General features: G+C 60.5%; 13 protein-coding genes. 2 read left to right on the top strand and 11 right to left on the bottom strand.

What is annotated here, in order from left to right:
• Positions 1-37: 37 nt before the first annotated feature.
• Together KO539_RS15020 and KO539_RS15015 are read right to left on the bottom strand one after the other, a co-directional pair.
• Entirely contained in the window at positions 38-2,134 is a 2,097-nt protein-coding gene (locus KO539_RS15020) for a cytochrome c biogenesis protein ResB (RefSeq protein ID WP_219310380.1), read from the bottom strand.
• 185 nt (positions 2,135-2,319) lie between these two features.
• The gene (locus tag KO539_RS15015; protein ID WP_176387688.1) at positions 2,320-2,991 is read right to left on the bottom strand and encodes a cytochrome c; all 672 of its coding nucleotides are present in this window, start codon (positions 2,989-2,991) and stop codon (positions 2,320-2,322) included.
• A gap of 186 nt (positions 2,992-3,177) precedes the next feature.
• Here KO539_RS15015 and yihA point away from each other — a divergent pair, with 186 nt between their 5' ends.
• The gene (yihA, locus tag KO539_RS15010; protein ID WP_166445914.1) at positions 3,178-3,921 is read left to right on the top strand and encodes a ribosome biogenesis GTP-binding protein YihA/YsxC; all 744 of its coding nucleotides are present in this window, start codon (positions 3,178-3,180) and stop codon (positions 3,919-3,921) included.
• 76 nt (positions 3,922-3,997) lie between these two features.
• Here the strand turns inward: yihA and KO539_RS15005 are convergent, their stop codons facing one another.
• From KO539_RS15005 to KO539_RS14985, 5 genes are all read right to left on the bottom strand, one after another.
• Positions 3,998-4,885 (bottom strand): hypothetical protein, encoded by an 888-nt coding sequence (locus KO539_RS15005; protein ID WP_225242996.1) that lies wholly within the window; start codon positions 4,883-4,885, stop codon positions 3,998-4,000.
• Positions 4,886-5,155: 270 nt separating this feature from the next.
• The gene (locus KO539_RS15000) at positions 5,156-8,266 is read right to left on the bottom strand and encodes an efflux RND transporter permease subunit (RefSeq protein ID WP_219310379.1); all 3,111 of its coding nucleotides are present in this window, start codon (positions 8,264-8,266) and stop codon (positions 5,156-5,158) included.
• Positions 8,263-9,435 (bottom strand): efflux RND transporter periplasmic adaptor subunit, encoded by a 1,173-nt coding sequence (locus KO539_RS14995; protein WP_219310378.1) that lies wholly within the window; start codon positions 9,433-9,435, stop codon positions 8,263-8,265. Before KO539_RS14995 ends, KO539_RS15000 begins: the two co-directional genes overlap by 4 nt.
• An 88-nt stretch (positions 9,436-9,523) precedes the next feature.
• On the bottom strand, positions 9,524-10,882 hold the full coding sequence (locus KO539_RS14990) for an ATP-binding protein (RefSeq protein ID WP_219310377.1): 1,359 nt from the start codon (positions 10,880-10,882) through the stop codon (positions 9,524-9,526).
• Positions 10,879-11,607, bottom strand: coding sequence for a response regulator (locus KO539_RS14985; RefSeq protein WP_035824023.1), 729 nt, complete (start codon positions 11,605-11,607; stop codon positions 10,879-10,881). Before KO539_RS14985 ends, KO539_RS14990 begins: the two co-directional genes overlap by 4 nt.
• Before the next feature lie 186 nt (positions 11,608-11,793).
• On the opposite strand from KO539_RS14985, the gene KO539_RS14980 reads away from it, so the two are divergent.
• The gene (locus KO539_RS14980) at positions 11,794-12,333 is read left to right on the top strand and encodes a Spy/CpxP family protein refolding chaperone (protein ID WP_219310376.1); all 540 of its coding nucleotides are present in this window, start codon (positions 11,794-11,796) and stop codon (positions 12,331-12,333) included.
• A 71-nt stretch (positions 12,334-12,404) separates the two neighbouring features.
• Here KO539_RS14980 and dsbD read toward each other — a convergent pair whose 3' ends face one another.
• From dsbD to rpsD, 4 genes are all read right to left on the bottom strand, one after another.
• Positions 12,405-14,354 carry a protein-disulfide reductase DsbD gene (gene dsbD, locus KO539_RS14975; RefSeq protein WP_225242999.1) on the bottom strand — a complete coding sequence of 650 codons (1,950 nt, stop codon included), beginning with the start codon at positions 14,352-14,354 and terminating at the stop codon, positions 12,405-12,407.
• A gap of 158 nt (positions 14,355-14,512) precedes the next feature.
• Positions 14,513-14,905 (bottom strand): 50S ribosomal protein L17, encoded by a 393-nt coding sequence (gene rplQ / locus KO539_RS14970; protein ID WP_034753219.1) that lies wholly within the window; start codon positions 14,903-14,905, stop codon positions 14,513-14,515.
• Positions 14,906-15,038: 133 nt separating this feature from the next.
• Positions 15,039-16,016 (bottom strand): DNA-directed RNA polymerase subunit alpha, encoded by a 978-nt coding sequence (locus tag KO539_RS14965; protein WP_008444343.1) that lies wholly within the window; start codon positions 16,014-16,016, stop codon positions 15,039-15,041.
• A gap of 106 nt (positions 16,017-16,122) precedes the next feature.
• Positions 16,123-16,746, bottom strand: coding sequence for a 30S ribosomal protein S4 (rpsD, locus tag KO539_RS14960; protein ID WP_010394478.1), 624 nt, complete (start codon positions 16,744-16,746; stop codon positions 16,123-16,125).
• Positions 16,747-16,963 lie beyond the last annotated feature (217 nt).

Below are 16,963 nucleotides of genomic sequence, written 5' to 3'. Positions count from 1 at the left end.
AGCGTCCCGAAACTCAGCCAATCCAACTCAGCGCAGCTTACGCCGATTGCGGCAGCTTTGCCTTCAAAGTCTCAAATTCTTTTTCGAAATCCAGCGTCTTGCGTTGCGTGCTCATGGCCATCAAGGCTTCGCTGCCGCCCTCGCCATCCTTGATCCACACCCACAGGCGGCGTTCGCGGATATAAAACATGGAAAACACGCCGATCACAAGGAACAAACAACCGAGGTAGACGACGCTCTTGCCCGGCGAACGCGTCACCTGCAGCACGGACGCCTTGATTTCCGTAAAGTCATCGAGTTGCAGATACACGGGCGCGCCATAGAAGAAGCTGTCGGACAGCGCATTCGTCGCCAGTTGCAGGAAGCGGCCATGCTTGTCATCGGCCTCGATGGCCTTCAAGCCATCCTGGGCACGCGCCGCCTGCCACAAGTCCCACAGGCTGCCATTCAATATCTTCATGAAGATATCGGCCGCTTTTTCTTGCTCGGCGGCAGGAATTTTCTCCAGGAAGCGCGAAATGGCGAGGAAACCGCCTTCTTGTCCATTGCCGGCAAAAATACCCAGGCTTTTCGCCGCCGATTCCTGCAACTGGCCGCGCAAGGCTTCCGCACCCGGTTGCGGCATGGCGCGCGCCGCATAGCGCGTGGCCGCCTGCTGGCGCAACGCCGGATCTTGCAGCGCGGCACGCAAGCGCATCCATTCGTTCACGCTGTAATTGTCATCGGCGGGAATGCGCAGATAGCTGAACGGGTCGCTGGGGTTGACGCGCATGCCAGCCAGGAACACCGTCGTGCCATCCACGGTGACGGGCTGCATGTAGTTCTGGTACTCGCGCGCCTGGCCCGTCTTGTCGCGCAATTTGTATTGCACCGATGGCCCCACGTTCTTGAGATCCTTGTTATTCGCGTTCTTCGCGGCCGAGCCCAGGCGCTTGTCGAGGCCGACGGCGAATTTATCGTTGAAACTTTCCGCCTTGCTGACGGCGCGCACATCCTGGCCCGCGCTGAGGTTTTCCACGTTAAACGGGCGGAAACCCGACCATTCCACCGTGTAGGAATTGCCATCGCTGCGCTCGAGCGGCGTGCTGCCGCCCACTTCGCCGCCGATATCGAAGCGTTTCGTCGTCTTGCCCGTCATGGGAAAACCGGTCAACTTGAGCTTGCTGCCGCCATCCTCAAAGCTGGACTGGTACAGGGCCAGGCCCTTGTACAGCAACGGCTGGTTGACTTTGATGGTGGCAGGAAAACTTTCTCCCGTCACATGATCGGTGATGACGACATCGCTGGCAAACAGCTTCGGCATGCCGGTGCTGTAGAAATCGATGTGGAATTTTTTCAGCAGGATGGTGATGGGCAAGTCCTGGATCAGCACGCCATCGGCCTGAGGAATGATGGCCGTGTTGCTCGACGAGCCTTCCGGAATCATGGTGTTGCCGCGGAAAGTAGGGTTCGACAGGCTCAGGCGGTGCTGGGCGGGAATGTCGGCGATCACGCCGCTGCCGGAAAACGGCGTCTTGCCAAAGAACCATTGCTGTACGCGAATCGGCATTTCCGAATCGAGCAAACCGCCCACGCAGATGATGACGATGGCGCCGTGGGCAAAGATATAGCCCCATTTGTTGGCCGCGCCCCGCTTGGCCGCGACCAGGGTGGCGTTGTCCTTCTCGACCACCTTGGCCCCATAGCCGGCGTCTTTCAGGCGCATCACCATCTGCTGCGCCAGCACGGCGCGCGGCAGCGGCGCCTGCCATTCCAGCTTGTGGTGGAAATTGCGCAGCGATTGCTCGCGTACGGTTTCACGCCAGCTGCGCATGTCCTTGAGCATCTTCGGCGCATTGCGCACGATGCACAGCGAGGTCGAGGCGACGAGGAAACCCATGATGACGAGAAACCACCAGGCCGAATACACGGAATACAGGCTCAGCTTGTCGAAGACGGTGAACCAGAACGGCCCGAACTGGTTGACATAATTGGGCATGGGCTCGTTTTGCTTGAGCACGGTGCCGATGATGGACGCGACGGCAATCAGGGTCAGCAGGCTGATGGCAAAGCGCATCGACGAGACCAGCTCGACGAATTCAGCCAGGCTGCGGCGTTGGGTCTTTAACTCGATTCCGGTCGTGCCTGTGCTCATACGTGGATACTCATACGGGATATGCAATCTTCAAGAAAATGTAGGCATGGAGCAGAGTGTTTCTCCGCGCAAGGCGGCAGCATACTCCTGTTTGGCCCCTGCCATGAAAAAGGGCAGCCCGTTGACACGGCCGCCCTTGTTCACGCGCACTGATGCGCCTGGCAATTGCTTGCCACTATGAAAACTTACTTCAGGCCGGCGATATAGTCGGCCACGGCAGCGATCTCGTCATCCGACATGCGGGCGGCGATGGTGTGCATTTCAGCGCTGTTCTTGCGGGCATCAGCCTTGGTGCTGCGGAACATCGTCAGCTGGGCCACCGTGTAATCCTGGTGCTGGCCGGCGATGCGCGGATACTGGACGGGAATGCCATTGCCCGTCGCGCCATGACAGCTGGCGCAGGCGGCAACTTGCTTGGAAGCAATGCCACCACGGTAGATTTTCTTGCCCAGGTCGATCGTATCCTTGTTTTTCGCGGCGCCCGGCTTGGACAGCTGCGTGCCCAGGTAGGCGGCGATATTCTTCTTGTCGGCGTCGCTGAGCATCTTCGCGTACGTCGTCATGACGGGCTGGTTGCGCTGCGGCGTGGTGAAATCGACGAGTTGCTTGTAAATATAGCTTTCGTGCTGGCCGGCCAGCTTCGGATTGACCGTGATGGTCGAATTGCCGGCCGCGCCATGGCAGGAGACGCAGGCAGGCAAGCCGCGCGCCGCATCGCCATCGGCGTACAGGGCAGCGCCCTTGGCAGCGTCGGCCTTGACAGCCGGTTTCGGTGCTTCGACCGCGGAGGCAGTTGCCGATACAGCCAGCAAAGCGAGCAGCATGGATTTGAACAACGGTGAAAACGCACGATTCATTCAGGCACCCTGAGACAGTGAGAAATTAGTGGTGGACATTGCCGCGCCCTGTGGATTTTTGCTTTATTTTCAGGGCCGCAAGCCGCATCGCTGCTACGCCGGCAACAATAAACAACCCCTTATTGTACAATAGCTTCTTGGCGTTATCGCTCCCTTATCGCTCCCTTTTGTTGCTTTACTATTCCCATGTCAAAACTCTGGCAAGCCCGCTTCTTTACGACCGTCAACCAATTGCGTGACCTGCCCGATACCACGGTGCCGGAAATCGCCTTTGCCGGCCGCTCCAATGCCGGTAAATCGACCGCCATCAACATCTTGTGTAATCAGAAAGGCTTGGCGTTCGCCTCCAAGACACCTGGCCGTACCCAGCACATCAACTACTTCTCCATCGGCGGCGCTCACGTGGCGCAGCACCGCAAGGATGCCACCATCGTCGAAGAGATCGAATGCCTGCTGGTCGACTTGCCGGGTTATGGCTACGCGGAAGTATCGGGCTCGGCCAAATTACACTGGCAGCGCCTGCTGGGTGACTACGTGCAACGCCGCGAGCAATTGGCCGGTTTGATCCTGATCATGGATTCGCGCCGCCCGTTCACCGACCTGGACATTCAAATGCTGGAATGGTTCGCCCCGACGGGTAAACCGATCCACTGCATTCTGACCAAGGTCGATAAGCTGAACCGCAATGAATCCGTGAACGCCTTGCGCCAGGCCAAAGCCAAGCTCGACAGCTATGTGGATGAAGACGGCGTCGGCTTCCCATTCACCGTGCAACTGTTCTCGGCGCTGAAGCGCATCGGTATCGACGAAGCCAACGACAAGATCATGGAACTGGCCGGCATCAGCGAAGATGGCGCGGCCCAGATGGTCGAACTGATCGACATGGAAGACGACGTCGAGCCGGAAGCGGGAACCGACAAACCGGCTTGATCGAGATCAACGCTGTGTAAAAGAGGCTGCCCGTTCACACGGCGCAGCCTTTTTTTATTGCAGCGCGCCCTGGCGTCTAGCGCCGTCCCGGCCCAGAGCGCTTTTCGGAAAAGAATTCCTGCCGCAGGAAGGCCATCAGCTCGGCCGTGTCTTCTACGCGGGCGCTGAGGTTGACGTTGCGTCCCAGGCGCCGCGATTCCCAGACGAAATCACCAGGCTTTTCAGCACGGATCAGCTGGATCATCTTTTTCACAATGGCCGTTTCGATATCGGGCTCATTGCCCAGCTCGACTTTCTCCTGCTTCAGCCAGTTGCGCTTGAAGTTGCCATTCCAGCCCTTGAACTTGACTTCCGCGCTGAACGAAGTCTGGTTGACGATGGAAAACACGCCGCCCGAATCCTCGCGGTCGCTGCCGGAATTGCGTCCCTGGGCGCCGGCGATATTCGCTTTGGCCACGCGCATGGCGCGGTCGTTTTCGCTTTCCTCGGCCGGCGGCGCGGGATTTTGCGCCTGGCGCTGTTTGCGGCGCTGCTCGATCATCGAGCTCATGTCTTCAGCGGGCGGCGGCGGCAACGGCACTTTCGATACCAGCGGCGGCGTGAAGGTTTCCAGTTTCGGCTTGTCGCGCGGCACGTCTTTCGTCACCACGCGCTTGCTCGGCGCCGGCGGCGGTTTCACCTTGGCCACTTTCGTGTCCTTCGGTTTCGGCGTGGGTTTCGGTTGCGGCTTCGGCTGCGGCTTGTCTTTCAGCGGCGCGATGTAGACCATCGCACTTTCCTTCTTCGGCGGCGGGATCTTTTCGATCGTGTCGCTGCGCAACAGGACATACGCCGCCAGCAGCACGTGCAGCAAGACGGACACGCCGAGCGCCACCTTGCGCATGGTGCTGGTCCTGGACCCGTAGGCCGGTGGCGGCTGGATCACTTGCCCGCAGGTGGGGCAAACATCGGAATCGGCAGCCATCAAATGGGTCGTGTCATGCAAAATGAATCGTGCTTTCTGTGTAGCGAAGAAATAACATTACAGGGCAGCCATAGTGCCAGAGTCCCTAGTCTTTGGGAACACTTCCTCGGCATTTCCAACCCGAAGCGTACAGGATAGCGACATTCCTTGCAGCGGTATCAGCGTACCCGAGCCATGCCTTGACGGTTGTTACCGTATGTATCACGGCCCATACAAAACCGGCGCCGCATTCACTGAGGAACGGGGCGCCGGTGGAGGCCGTGTGGCGGCTCAGGACTTGTTGTCGAGCGCCACCAGTTGCTCGTCCGTCAACGGTCCCGTGCCGCTGTACTTGTCGAGGAACAGATAGATGACGGGGGTGATGAACAGGGTAATCACTTGCGAAAACAGCAAGCCACCGACCACGGCCAGGCCCAGCGGCTGGCGCAATTCGGCGCCGGCGCCCAGGCCCAGGGCGATCGGCAAGGCGCCCATCAGGGCCGCCGCCGTGGTCATCATGATGGGACGGAAACGCAGGATGCACGCCTGGCGGATGGCCTCGGCCGGTGCCAGGCCGTCGTTGCGCTGCGCATGCAGGGCGAAGTCGATCATCATGATGGCGTTTTTCTTGACGATGCCGATCAGCATCAGGATACCGATGATGGCGATCATGGTCAGGTCCATGCCGAACAGGCGCAAGGTCAGCAGCGCGCCCACGGCCGCCGACGGCAAGCCGGCCAGGATGGTCAGCGGGTGGATATAGCTTTCATACAGCACGCCAAGCAGCACATAGATCACGGCCAGCGCGGCAATGATGAGAATGATCTGACTCGATTGCGAGCTCTGGAACACGGCCGCGTCGCCGCCATAGCGCGTGATGATGGAGGCCGGCAAGCTCATGTCCTTGGCCATCGCGTCGATCTTGCCTGTGGCGATGCCCAGCGGCACGTCCGGCGCCAGGTTGAAGGCGATGGTGACGGCCTGCAACTGCCCCTGGTGATTGACGGACGTGGGGCCAATCGTGCGTTCCACGTAGGCAATACTCGACAGTTTCACCAGCTCGCCCGTCTTGCTGCGCACGGACACGCGCGTGAGCGCATCGTCATACTGGCGGTCTGCCGTGGCCGCCTCCAGGATCACGTAATAGCTGGCGGCCGACGAATAGATGGTCGACACTTGCCGCTCGCCAAAGGCGCTGTACAGGGCCGTGCGGATGTCGGACATTTGCACGCCCAGCAGATTGGCCTTGTCGCGGTCGATCCGGAGCGATGCCTGCAAGCCCTTGATCTGCGAATCGCTGGTAACGTCGCGGAAGGCGGGATCCGTGCGCATGCCGGCAATAAACTTTTCCGCCCAATCATTCAAGGCGTCGGGACTGACGCTTTGCAGGGTGTACTGGTAGCGGCTCTTGCTCTGGCGTCCGCCCAGCTGCAAGTTTTGCACGGGCCGGAAATACACGGCCATGCCGGGCACGGTGCCCGCCGCGCGGCGCAGGTTTTCCAGCACCACCGGCATTTTCGGCCGCTCGCTGCGCGGTTTCAAGACCATGAACATGCGGCCCGTGTTGCCGCCGCCGACGAACGAGGTCACGTCCTGCACGCTGGGGTCCGCCTTGAGCACGGCCGCCACGCGGGCTTGCAAATCCTGCAGTGCCGCAGAGGAGATGTCTTCCGACGCTTCCGTATTCACCTGGATCTGGCCCAGGTCTTCCTCGGGGAAGAAACCTTTCGGAATGGTCGCGTACAGCAGCACCGTCAGCGCGAAAGTGCATACGGCAACGAACAGCACCACGTTGCGGTGCGCCAGCGCCTTGTCGAGCAGATGCACATAGCCGTTGCGCAATGCCGTGAAGCCGGCCTCGAAATGGCGGCCGATAAAGGTTTTTTCGCCATGGCTGGGGTCGCTGTCATTGTGCTCGCGCGAGTCGGCCGGCAGGAAACGGCTGGCCAGCATCGGCACCAGGGTCAGCGACACGACGGCGGACACCAGCACGGCCAGCGAGACGACAACGGCGAACTCATGGAACAGCAAGCCGATCACGCCCGGCATGAAGAAGATGGGGATGAACACGGCCACCAGCGAGACGGAAATCGAGATGATGGTAAAGCCCATCTCTTTCGCCCCTTCCAGGGCCGCGCGTATCGGCTTCTTGCCCATCTCGATATGGCGCACGATGTTTTCCAGCACCACGATGGCATCGTCGACGACGAGGCCCACGGCCAGGGTTATGCCCAGCAAGGATACGTTGTCGAGACTGTAGCCAAGCCAGTACAGCAGGGCCAGCGCGCCGAGCAGCGAGATCGGCATGGTGGCGGCGGGAATGAAGGTGGCGGCCGCGCGGTGCAGGAACAAAAAGATCACCAGCACCACCAGCACCACCGTCAGGGCCAGGGTCAGATTCACGTCGTGGATGGCTTCGCGGATCGACAGCGAACGGTCGTTGACCAGGCTGATCTGTATCGACTGCGGCAATTGCTCCTTGAAGCCCGGCAGCAAACGGCGCACGCCATCGACCACTTGCACGGTGTTGGCGTCCGGCTGGCGCTGCACCATCAGGCTGATCGAGCGCTCGCCATTGAAACTGCCGACGGCCTTGATCGATTGAAAGCTGTCTTCCACCTCGGCCACGTCTTTCAGGCGCACGGGCTGGCCATTGCGGCTGGCGACGATCAGTTCGGCAAAATCGGCCGCTTTCATCATTTGCGGATTGCCCTGGATGGTCAGGGTCTGGCTCGGGCCGTCAAGGATGCCCAGCGGGGAATTCGTGTTCGAGGTGCGCAAGGCAATGGCCAGCTCGTCCATCGTCAAATTGCGCGCATTCATCAGGTCGGCACGGGCACGCACGCGCACGGCAAAGCGCTTCTGGCCATTGACGATGACCTGGGCCACGCCAGGCAGGGTCGACAGGCTGGGCGCGATCAGGTTTTCCGCATAATCGTTAAGATCCGACAAGTTCAGCGAAGGCGACGTCATCTGGATGAACAGCACTGGCGCATCGGCCGGATTGACCTTGCGGTAGGACGGCAAGTCCGTCATTTCCGTCGGCAACTGGCGCTGCGCGCGCAGCAGGGCCGCCTGCACGTCGACAGCCGCCTCGTTGACGTTGATGCTGGCGTCAAATTCCAGGGTCAGCGAGGTATTGCCCAAGGTACTCGTGGACGTGATCAGGCTGAGGCCGGAAATGGTGGAAAATTGTTTTTCCAGCGGCAAGGCCACCGATGAGGCCATGGTTTCCGGGCTGGCGCCGGCCAGGTCGGCGCTGACGTTGATGACGGGCGTGTTGTAGCTCGGCAAGGCCGCCACGGGAATTTGCAGGTAGGCCAGCACGCCGGCCAGGATGATGGAGAGGGACAGCAGCACCACCATGACGGGGCGGCGGATGCTCAGTTCGGACAGATTCATGCTGGCTTGCCCTGCACTGCGGCGGCGCCATCGGCAGCCTTGTGTTTTTCCGCCAGGCGCACCTTGCTACCCGGACGCAAGTTCTGCTTGCCATCGACGATGACTTTTTCATCACCCGCCAGGCCGGTGACGACGGCGTTCGGCCCGAATGCATACACGCGAGCAATCTTGCGCATCTTGGCCGTATTGTCCGCTTCCATCGAGTACACGAAGGTGCCGGAGGTACTCGTGATGATGGCATTCTGCGGGATCACCAGCGCATCCTTGAGGGTGCGCACGGTCAGCTGCGTATTGACGTACTGGCCTGGCCACAAATCGGTGCCGCCATTATTGAAACGCGCCTTGATCCTGATCACGCCCGTGGCGGGATCGACGGCATTGTCGATGAAGTTCAGTTTGCCGTCGAGCTGCTTGCCACCCGCGTCCGACAACAGCGCCTTAACAGGCACCTCGCCCGCCTTTTGCGCCGCCAGCAAGCCGGACAAGCTGCTTTCCGGCAAGGTGAACGACACGTCGATCGGGTCGAGCTGGGTGATGCTGGTGAGCGACGTGGTCGGCTGCACCAAGCTGCCCGCGTAGACATTGATGGCGCCCACCCTGCCCGCCTGCGGCGCGCGCAGGACGGTGTAGCTGGAATCGACCTGGGCGGCGCGCAAGGCGGCCTGGTCGGCGGCCAGCAAGGCGCGTGCCGCGTCGAGCTGGCTTTGCAGGGTGTCGACGGCGCCCTGGGCGATGAAATTCTTGCTCAGCAAATCCTGGTTGCGCTTGAGCTGGCGCTCGAAATCCTGTACCGAGGCGCGGTCGCGCAAGACCTGCGCCTGTGCCTTGTCGACATTCGCATGCTCGCTGCGCGCGTCCAGCGTAAACATCAGCTCGCCCTGCTTGACGAACTGGCCTTCGCGGATATGTACCTTGGTAATCGTGCTGGTCGTCTGCGGGTGCAAATCGACGCTGCTGATCGGCATCACGCTGCCATTGGCTTGCAGCACCATCGGCACATCCTGGCGCACGGGCGTGACCACGCTCACGGTCGTCGGCGCCTGTCCGCCCTTGCCCCCTTTGCCATCCTGCCCACCGGCCACCTTGCCTGGCTGATGGTTGAAATACCAGATGCCGCCACCGATACACAGGGCCGCACCCACGAGGATTGCCAGACTAGTCTTTTTCATTGTTCTGTCACGCTGTTGCAGCGCAGGGCCGCAGGTTGAATGTAGTTGCCAGAGGGGCATAAAGCACAATATTGTCGCACGGAAATGCTCACTTTCCTGCGTAATACTCTGGCACGATCAGGGTAACTTCCAGTCCACCGTCGACATGATTGGACAGCAAAACCGTGGCGCCGTGCTGCTCGGCAATATTGCGCGCGATGGTCAGGCCCAGGCCCGTGCCGCCCGATTCGCGCGAACGCGACGTCTCGATGCGGTAAAACGGTTCGAACACTTTCGCCAGTTGATCTGGTGCAATGCCCGGCCCGCCATCGCGGATGCGGATGCGCGCGGCGCCGGGAATGCGTTCGACGGTGACTTGCGCGTACTGACCATATTTGACGGCATTGTCGATCAGGTTCACCAGGCAGCGCCGCATGGCGATCGGGCGCGCCATCAGGGCCATGGCAGCCTGTCCACCGAGGCTGACTTTCTGGCCGGCATCGGCCGCGTCGGAGCAAACACTGTCTAACAGGGAATCGAGATCGAGCGCCTGCATCGCTTCCGTGCTGTCCATCGAACGGGCCAGGTCCAGCCCTTCCTTGACCATGCTTTGCATGGCCGACAGATCGCCCACCAGGCGGTCATACAATTCCGTATCGGCCACTTTTTCCAGGCGCAGGCGCAAGCGCGTCAGCGGCGTCTGCAAGTCGTGCGTGATGGCGGCCAGCATCTGTGTACGCTGGGAAATATGCTGGCGGATGCGCGCCTGCATGGCGTTGAAGGCGGCGCTGGCCTGGCGGATCTCGCTGGCGCCCGACAGGGTCAGCGGCGGGTGGTTGATGTCGTTGCCCAGGTCTTTCGCCGCCTGCGCCAGCTGCTTGAGCGGGCGCATGGTCATGCGCGTGACCAGGTAGGCGAGGATGGCGATGCTGATCAGGAAAGGCAGCAAGGTCATCCAGTCGTTATGTTCATTGAATGGCGGCTGCTGGCGCGGCGGCAAGACCATCAGGCGCAGCACGTGGCCGTCCTGCATGCGCACGTCGAGGTTTTCGCACGTGCCGCCCCATGGCTTGGCGGAAAACATGCCCGGCGACTGGCGCGGCTTGACGCAGGCGGCCGGCCGTTCGGCCAGCGCGCTGACCTTGAATCCTTCGCCCAGCTTGGCTTGCAGGGCAGTGGAAAACTCCGTCGGCGCGCCAGGCGTATGTTCCGTGTCGGGACGCAGCTCCAGGCGCACGCTGCCCTTGTTGGCCACTTTCAGATAGGCGGCGCGCGAGGCCAGCGGCACCACGTCGGCCGCCATCACCAGCTGCTCGGCCCGCTCAACGGCGTGATAGTCGCGGTATTGCTCGATGGCGCGCTGGCGTTCGCCCACGGCCAGCCACTGCGTCAGCGCGGCAGAAGCGACGATGCCGATCAGCAAAAACATGAAGACCCTGCCCGTCATCGAGCCCAGGAAGGCCTTCACGCGTGCGGCTCCACATTGACCTGGCCGGCCAGCACGTAGCCGCCATTGCGCACGGTCTTGATGATTTGCGGCAAGCGGGCATCTTCACCGAGCTTTTGCCGCAGGCGGCTGATCTGGATATCGATCGAGCGGTCGAACGGGTCGGCGTCGCGGCCCTGCGTCAGGTTCAGCAACTGGTCGCGGTTGAGCACGCGGTTCGGGTGTTCCAGAAACACGCGCAGCAGGCGGAATTCCGCGCCCGACAGCATGATCACCAGGCCCGTGGGATTGAGCAAATGGCGCGCCGTCAAATCCAGCGTCCAGCCAGAAAAGCGGATTTGCTGCGCCTTGTCCGACGGCACGTTCGACGGCATGGCATGGCTGCGGCGCAGCACGCTGCGTATGCGCGCCAGCAATTCGCGCGGTTCAAACGGTTTCGGCAAATAATCGTCGGCGCCCATTTCCAGGCCCAGGATGCGATCCAGCGGCTCATTGCGCGCCGTCAACATGATCACCGGCACCGTCGATTGCGCGCGCAGCTTGCGGCACAAGGTCAGGCCGTCGTCGCCAGGCAGGTTCAGGTCGAGCACGATCAAATCGGGCCGCGTTTCGTCGAGGATTTTCCACATGGCCGTGCCATCTGCCGCGCCCAGGGTGCGGTAGGCGTTCGTTTCCAGGTAGTCCGCCAGCAAGCTGCGGATATCGCGGTCATCGTCGACGATGAGAATTGTAGAAGTGGGTTCCATGGTACGAATTATCCCCACTTCCCCTGCCCTTGCACAGCGCATTTGTATCGTCTTGTATATAGAAGACCCGAAGAAACATATAGATACAAACTGTCTGACAGCGGACACTTCGGGGAAACATGGAGAGTCCACCATGGATTCATGTGCAGCAACATGTACATCCCCCACTTTTACAAAGGAATCCAGATGAACGCCTCAATGACAACCCTGCGCAAGAATTTGATCATCGCCATGAGCGTGCTCGGCATGGGCGCGGCATCGCTGACCGTCCACGCCCAGGAAGCGGCCGCCAGCGCGCCTGCCGCCAGCAGCAGCAAGATGCAACATGAAGGCCAGCGCGGCCAGCACCGCGCAAGCAATCCCGCCGAGCGCATGGCCAAATACCAGGCCCGCCTGCACGACAAGCTGAAGCTGACGGCCGCCCAGGAACCGGCCTGGGCCACTTTCACGGCCGCCAACGCGCCGAAAAAACCGATGGGCGACTGGAAAGCCAAGCGCGAAGCGATGGCCAAGCTGTCGGCCCCGGAACGCATGGAGCAATGGATCGCCATGTCGAAGGAACGCATCGCGGATCAGGAAAGCCGCCTGGCCTCGTTGAAGACCTTTTACGCCGTGCTGACGCCGGAGCAAAAGAAAGTGTTTGATGACAGCGTGCCTGGCGGCAAGCACGGTGGCCGCCACCGCGGCGGGCACCATGGCATGCATCAGCAGCCCAAAGCTGGTTAAGTTTTAACTGGCGCAGAAACAGAAAAAGCCTGCATTGCAGGCTTTTTCTTATTCGCGAGACAAGCGACCGCTTATTGCCCGTCGAGCTTGCGCAACGAGGTCAGGAAGGTGGCGGCGTTCTGGAAGCCGATCACGCGCGACTGGGCGATTTCCTGCCCTTGCTGGTTGAACATGATGATGCCCGGCGGGCCGAACAGCTGAAAACGTTTCAGCATGGCCTTGTCGTCCGCATCATTGGCCGTCACGTCCACTTGCAGCAGCACGGCTTGTCCCATCTTCTCGCGCACGGCGGGATCGACGAAGGTCAGTTTTTCCATCTCGATACACGACACGCACCAGTCCGCATAAAAGTCCAGCAGGGCCGGCTTGCCATTCAATTGCGCCAGCGCCGCGTCGAGCTGCGCCACGGTTTTTACGCGCATAAATGGTTGCGCATGCACCTGGCCACCACCGAGGTGGGCCAGTGGCGCCAGCGGGTCGCGGCCACCGCTGGCCACGCCCACCAGCTGCATCGCGCCCAGCACGGCGAACACGAGGCCGAAGGCCTTGGCCACCCAGGCGTTCTTCGCGCCGCTCTTGCCCACCAGCAGATACATGCCGTAGCCGACGAACAGCACAGTCCAGCCCAGCATCTGCACGGCGCCCGGCAGCACAGGCGAGACCAGCCACCAGGCCACGCCCAGCTGCAGCACGCCAAAGAAGCGCTTGACGGCATCCATCCACGCGCCGGCGCGCGGCAGCAAGGTGCCGGCCGACACGCCAACCAGCAGCAAGGGCACGCTCATGCCCACCGCCATGGCAAACAGGGCACTGCCACCGATGACGACGTCGCGCGTCTGGCTGATGTACAGCAAGGCGCCGGCCAGCGGCGCGGCCACGCAGGGCCCCACGATCAGGGCGGAAATGGCGCCCATGACGAACACGCCCGCCAGGCGGCCCGACGATTGCTGGTTCGACACGGATGTCAGCTTGCCTTGCAGGAAGGCCGGCACTTGCAGCTCATAAAAACCGAACATCGACAGGGCCAGGCCCGCCATCAGCAAGGCAAAGAAGCCCAGCACCCACGGGTTTTGCAGCTGCGCCGCCAGGCCTTCGCCCGCGAGGCCGGCCGCCACGCCCAGCGCCGTGTAGACGATGGCCATGCCCAGCGCATACGTCAGCGACAGCAGCAAGCCGCGCGAACGGCTGACCTTGGCGCCATCGCCGATGATGATCGACGACAAGATCGGCACCATCGGCAGCACGCACGGCGTAAAGGCCAGGCCCAGACCCAGCAGCATGAACAGAGGCACGATGACGAGCAGCTTGCCACCCTTCAACGCCGCTTCGATCTTGCCCATCTCGCTTTGCGCCGGCGCGGCGCTTGCCGCCACGGGCGCCGCCGCGACCGGCTCGGGCGTGCTGGTGATGTTCGCCTGGGGAATGCTCAGCACGGACACGCCAGGCGACGCTTGCGCCTGCGGGCCGTTGACGGCCGCCGTGTCAACTGCGGGCGCGGCGGGCAAGGCGAATTTCGACGGCAAGCCGCCCGGCGCCATGCTCTGGCCGCCGCCACCGCCCACCAGCTGGGCCGTGGCATCCTGCGGCGCATAACACAGGCCCTTGTCGGAGCAGCCCTGGCCCGTCGCTTTCAGGGTGAACGCGCCGGCCGCTTCTACAGGAATCGTGATGGTGAGCGTCTTGCGGAACGTTTCCACGTTCTTCTGGAAGGTGTCGTCAAACTTGACCTTGCCAGCCGGATACACGGGCCTGCCCAGTTTGGCGCCCACGGCTTCAAATTTGAAACGTTCGTGGTACATATAGTAGCCATCGGCGATCACATAGGTGACGGCGACGGTGGACGGATCCTGCATGCGGGCAGAAAACTTGAAGGCCAGTTCTGGGTCGAGGAATTCATCGTCGGCACGGGCTTGGCTGGCGCCAAAGACGGCCATGGCCAGCAGCAAACAGGTGGCAAACCAGAGCAGCAGTTGATGCAGGGGAGCGGCGCGCGCGGTGGCGCTGGAGGGGAAACGGGACATGAACTACCTTTTCGACCATTCGACAGAGGACGCGCGGAGCAGGCAGCGCTTGTGCCGGGCCGGCGCGAAAGAAGAATAGTACACCGCAGCAAGGATAGCTGCAGCAGAAAACAAAAAAGCCAGGCTAGGCCTGGCTTTCTCAGATGCAATTACTGGGATTACTCGCCAGCAACTTCAACTGCTTCGGTCGTATCTGGACGATCCATCAGTTCAACGAACGCCATAGGAGCGTTATCGCCGACGCGGAAACCCATTTTCAGGATACGCACATAACCACCGTTACGGTTGGCGAAACGTGGGCCCAGTTCAGCGAACAGTTTGACGACCATTTCACGGTCGCGCAGGCGGTTGAAGGCCAGACGCTTGTTTGCCAGGGAGTCGGTTTTGCCCAGGGTCAGAATTGGCTCGACAACGCGGCGCAGTTCTTTTGCTTTTGGCAGGGTGGTTTTGATCGCTTCGTGACGCAGCAGCGATACTGTCATGTTGCGCAGCATTGCCAGACGGTGGGACGAGGTACGATTCAGTTTACGGAGGCCGTGACCGTGACGCATGATAAATCCTTTCGGTGAGTGTTTAAATTCCAGCTCTTCGATCAATGAAGCAGAAGCTTCATCGCGGGCCGGTTTGGTACTACAAAATAAAAGCCTGGGACACCTGTCCCAGGCAGTTTGCTACAACTACGAATTACTTTTCCAGGCCGGCAGGCGGCCAGTTTTCCAGCTTCATGCCCAAGGTCAAGCCGCGCGATGCCAGCACTTCCTTGATTTCGTTCAGGGACTTGCGGCCCAGATTTGGCGTTTTCAGCAGTTCGTTTTCCGAACGTTGGATCAGGTCGCCGATGTAGTAGATGTTTTCCGCTTTCAGGCAGTTCGCCGAACGCACGGTCAACTCCAGGTCGTCGACTGGACGCAACAGGATAGGATCGACCAGCGGAGCGCGCGATGGCGCTTCAGCGGCGGCTTCCGTGCCTTCCAGGGCAGCGAACACATTCAACTGGTCCACCAGGACGCGGGCCGACTGGCGGATCGCTTCTTCCGGCGAGATTACGCCGTTGGTTTCGATGTTGATGATCAGCTTGTCCAGGTCGGTACGCTGTTCAACGCGGGCCGATTCAACGAAGTACGATACACGGCGCACTGGCGAGAACGACGCATCGAGAATGATGCGGCCGATGGTCTTGTTCGTGTCTTCCGACAGGCGACGCACGTTACCAGGAACGTAGCCGCGGCCTTTTTCAACCTTGATCTGCATGTCCAGCTTGCCACCAGCGGTCAGGTGGGCGATCACGTGGTCAGGGTTGATCAGTTCGACGTCATGCGGCAGGTCGATGTCGGAGGCCAAAATCGCGCCTTCGCCTTCTTTTTTCAGGGTCAGGGTTACCGAATCGCGGTTGTGGACTTTGAAAACCACACCCTTCAAGTTCAGCAACAGATCGACGACGTCTTCTTGCACGCCATCGAGGGAGGAATATTCGTGGACGACGCCAGCGATCGTCACTTCGGTCGGCGCGTAGCCCACCATCGACGACAGCAGAACGCGGCGCAACGCGTTACCCAATGTGTGGCCATAGCCGCGCTCGAACGGTTCCATCACGACCTTGGCGTGACCTGCACCGAGAGCTTCAACATCGATAATACGTGGCTTCAACAAACTGTTTTGCATGAAATGTCCTTTTCAATACCCTCGGCTCATTACACCGATAAGGCTGATGGCATTAGTAAAACGCCCACTCAAGAAAGTGAGTGGGCGGGAGTCTTGCTAACTACTATTAACGCGAGTACAGCTCGACGATCAGCGATTCGTTGACGTCGTTAGCGATTTCGTTACGCTCTGGCAGGGACTTGAAAGTACCTTCCATTTTCTTGGCATCAACCGAAACCCAGCTAGGCATACCAACTTGTTCAGCCAGCGACAGTGCTTCAACGATACGCACTTGCTTTTTCGATTTTTCACGAACAGCAACGATGTCACCAACTTTGACTGCGTACGATGCGATGTTCACAACGATACCGTTCACGGTGAACGCTTTGTGGCTGACCAATTGACGCGCTTCAGCGCGGGTCGAGCCAAAGCCCATGCGGTAGCAAACGTTGTCCAGACGCGTTTCCAGCAACTTCAACAGCGTTTCGCCGGTGTTGCCTTTACGACGGTCTGCTTCAGCGAAGTAGCGGCGGAATTGACGTTCCAGCACGCCGTACATGCGCTTGACTTTTTGCTTTTCGCGCAGTTGGTTACCGTAGTCCGAGGTGCGGGCGCCGGATTTGACACCGTGCTGGCCTGGTTTGACGTCCAGTTTGCACTTGCTGTCCAGCGAGCGACGTGCGCTCTTCAGGAACAGGTCTGTACCTTCACGGCGGGAAAGTTTTGCTTTAGGTCCGATATAACGTGCCACGATACTTCCTTTTTTTAAATGATAACGCCCCAGCCACATGCATGATCAAACACACTGATGCGGTTAGGCGCTAGTCTGATTTGGTTTCAATCAGACGGTGGCTGAAAACGAAAAACCCGTCAAACAGGATTTGACAGGCAAGAACAGCCGGGCAGTATAACCGTTTCCGGCTCCCTGCTCCAGCGTTTTCACACAACTGTACTGAGTTACAACAGAC

Source organism: Janthinobacterium sp. NKUCC06_STL, from assembly GCF_019345455.1.
Lineage (GTDB): Bacteria > Pseudomonadota > Gammaproteobacteria > Burkholderiales > Burkholderiaceae_D > Janthinobacterium > Janthinobacterium rivuli.
The sequence above is the reverse complement of the archived record's forward strand: the minus strand, read 5'-3'. Positions and strand labels throughout refer to the sequence as shown.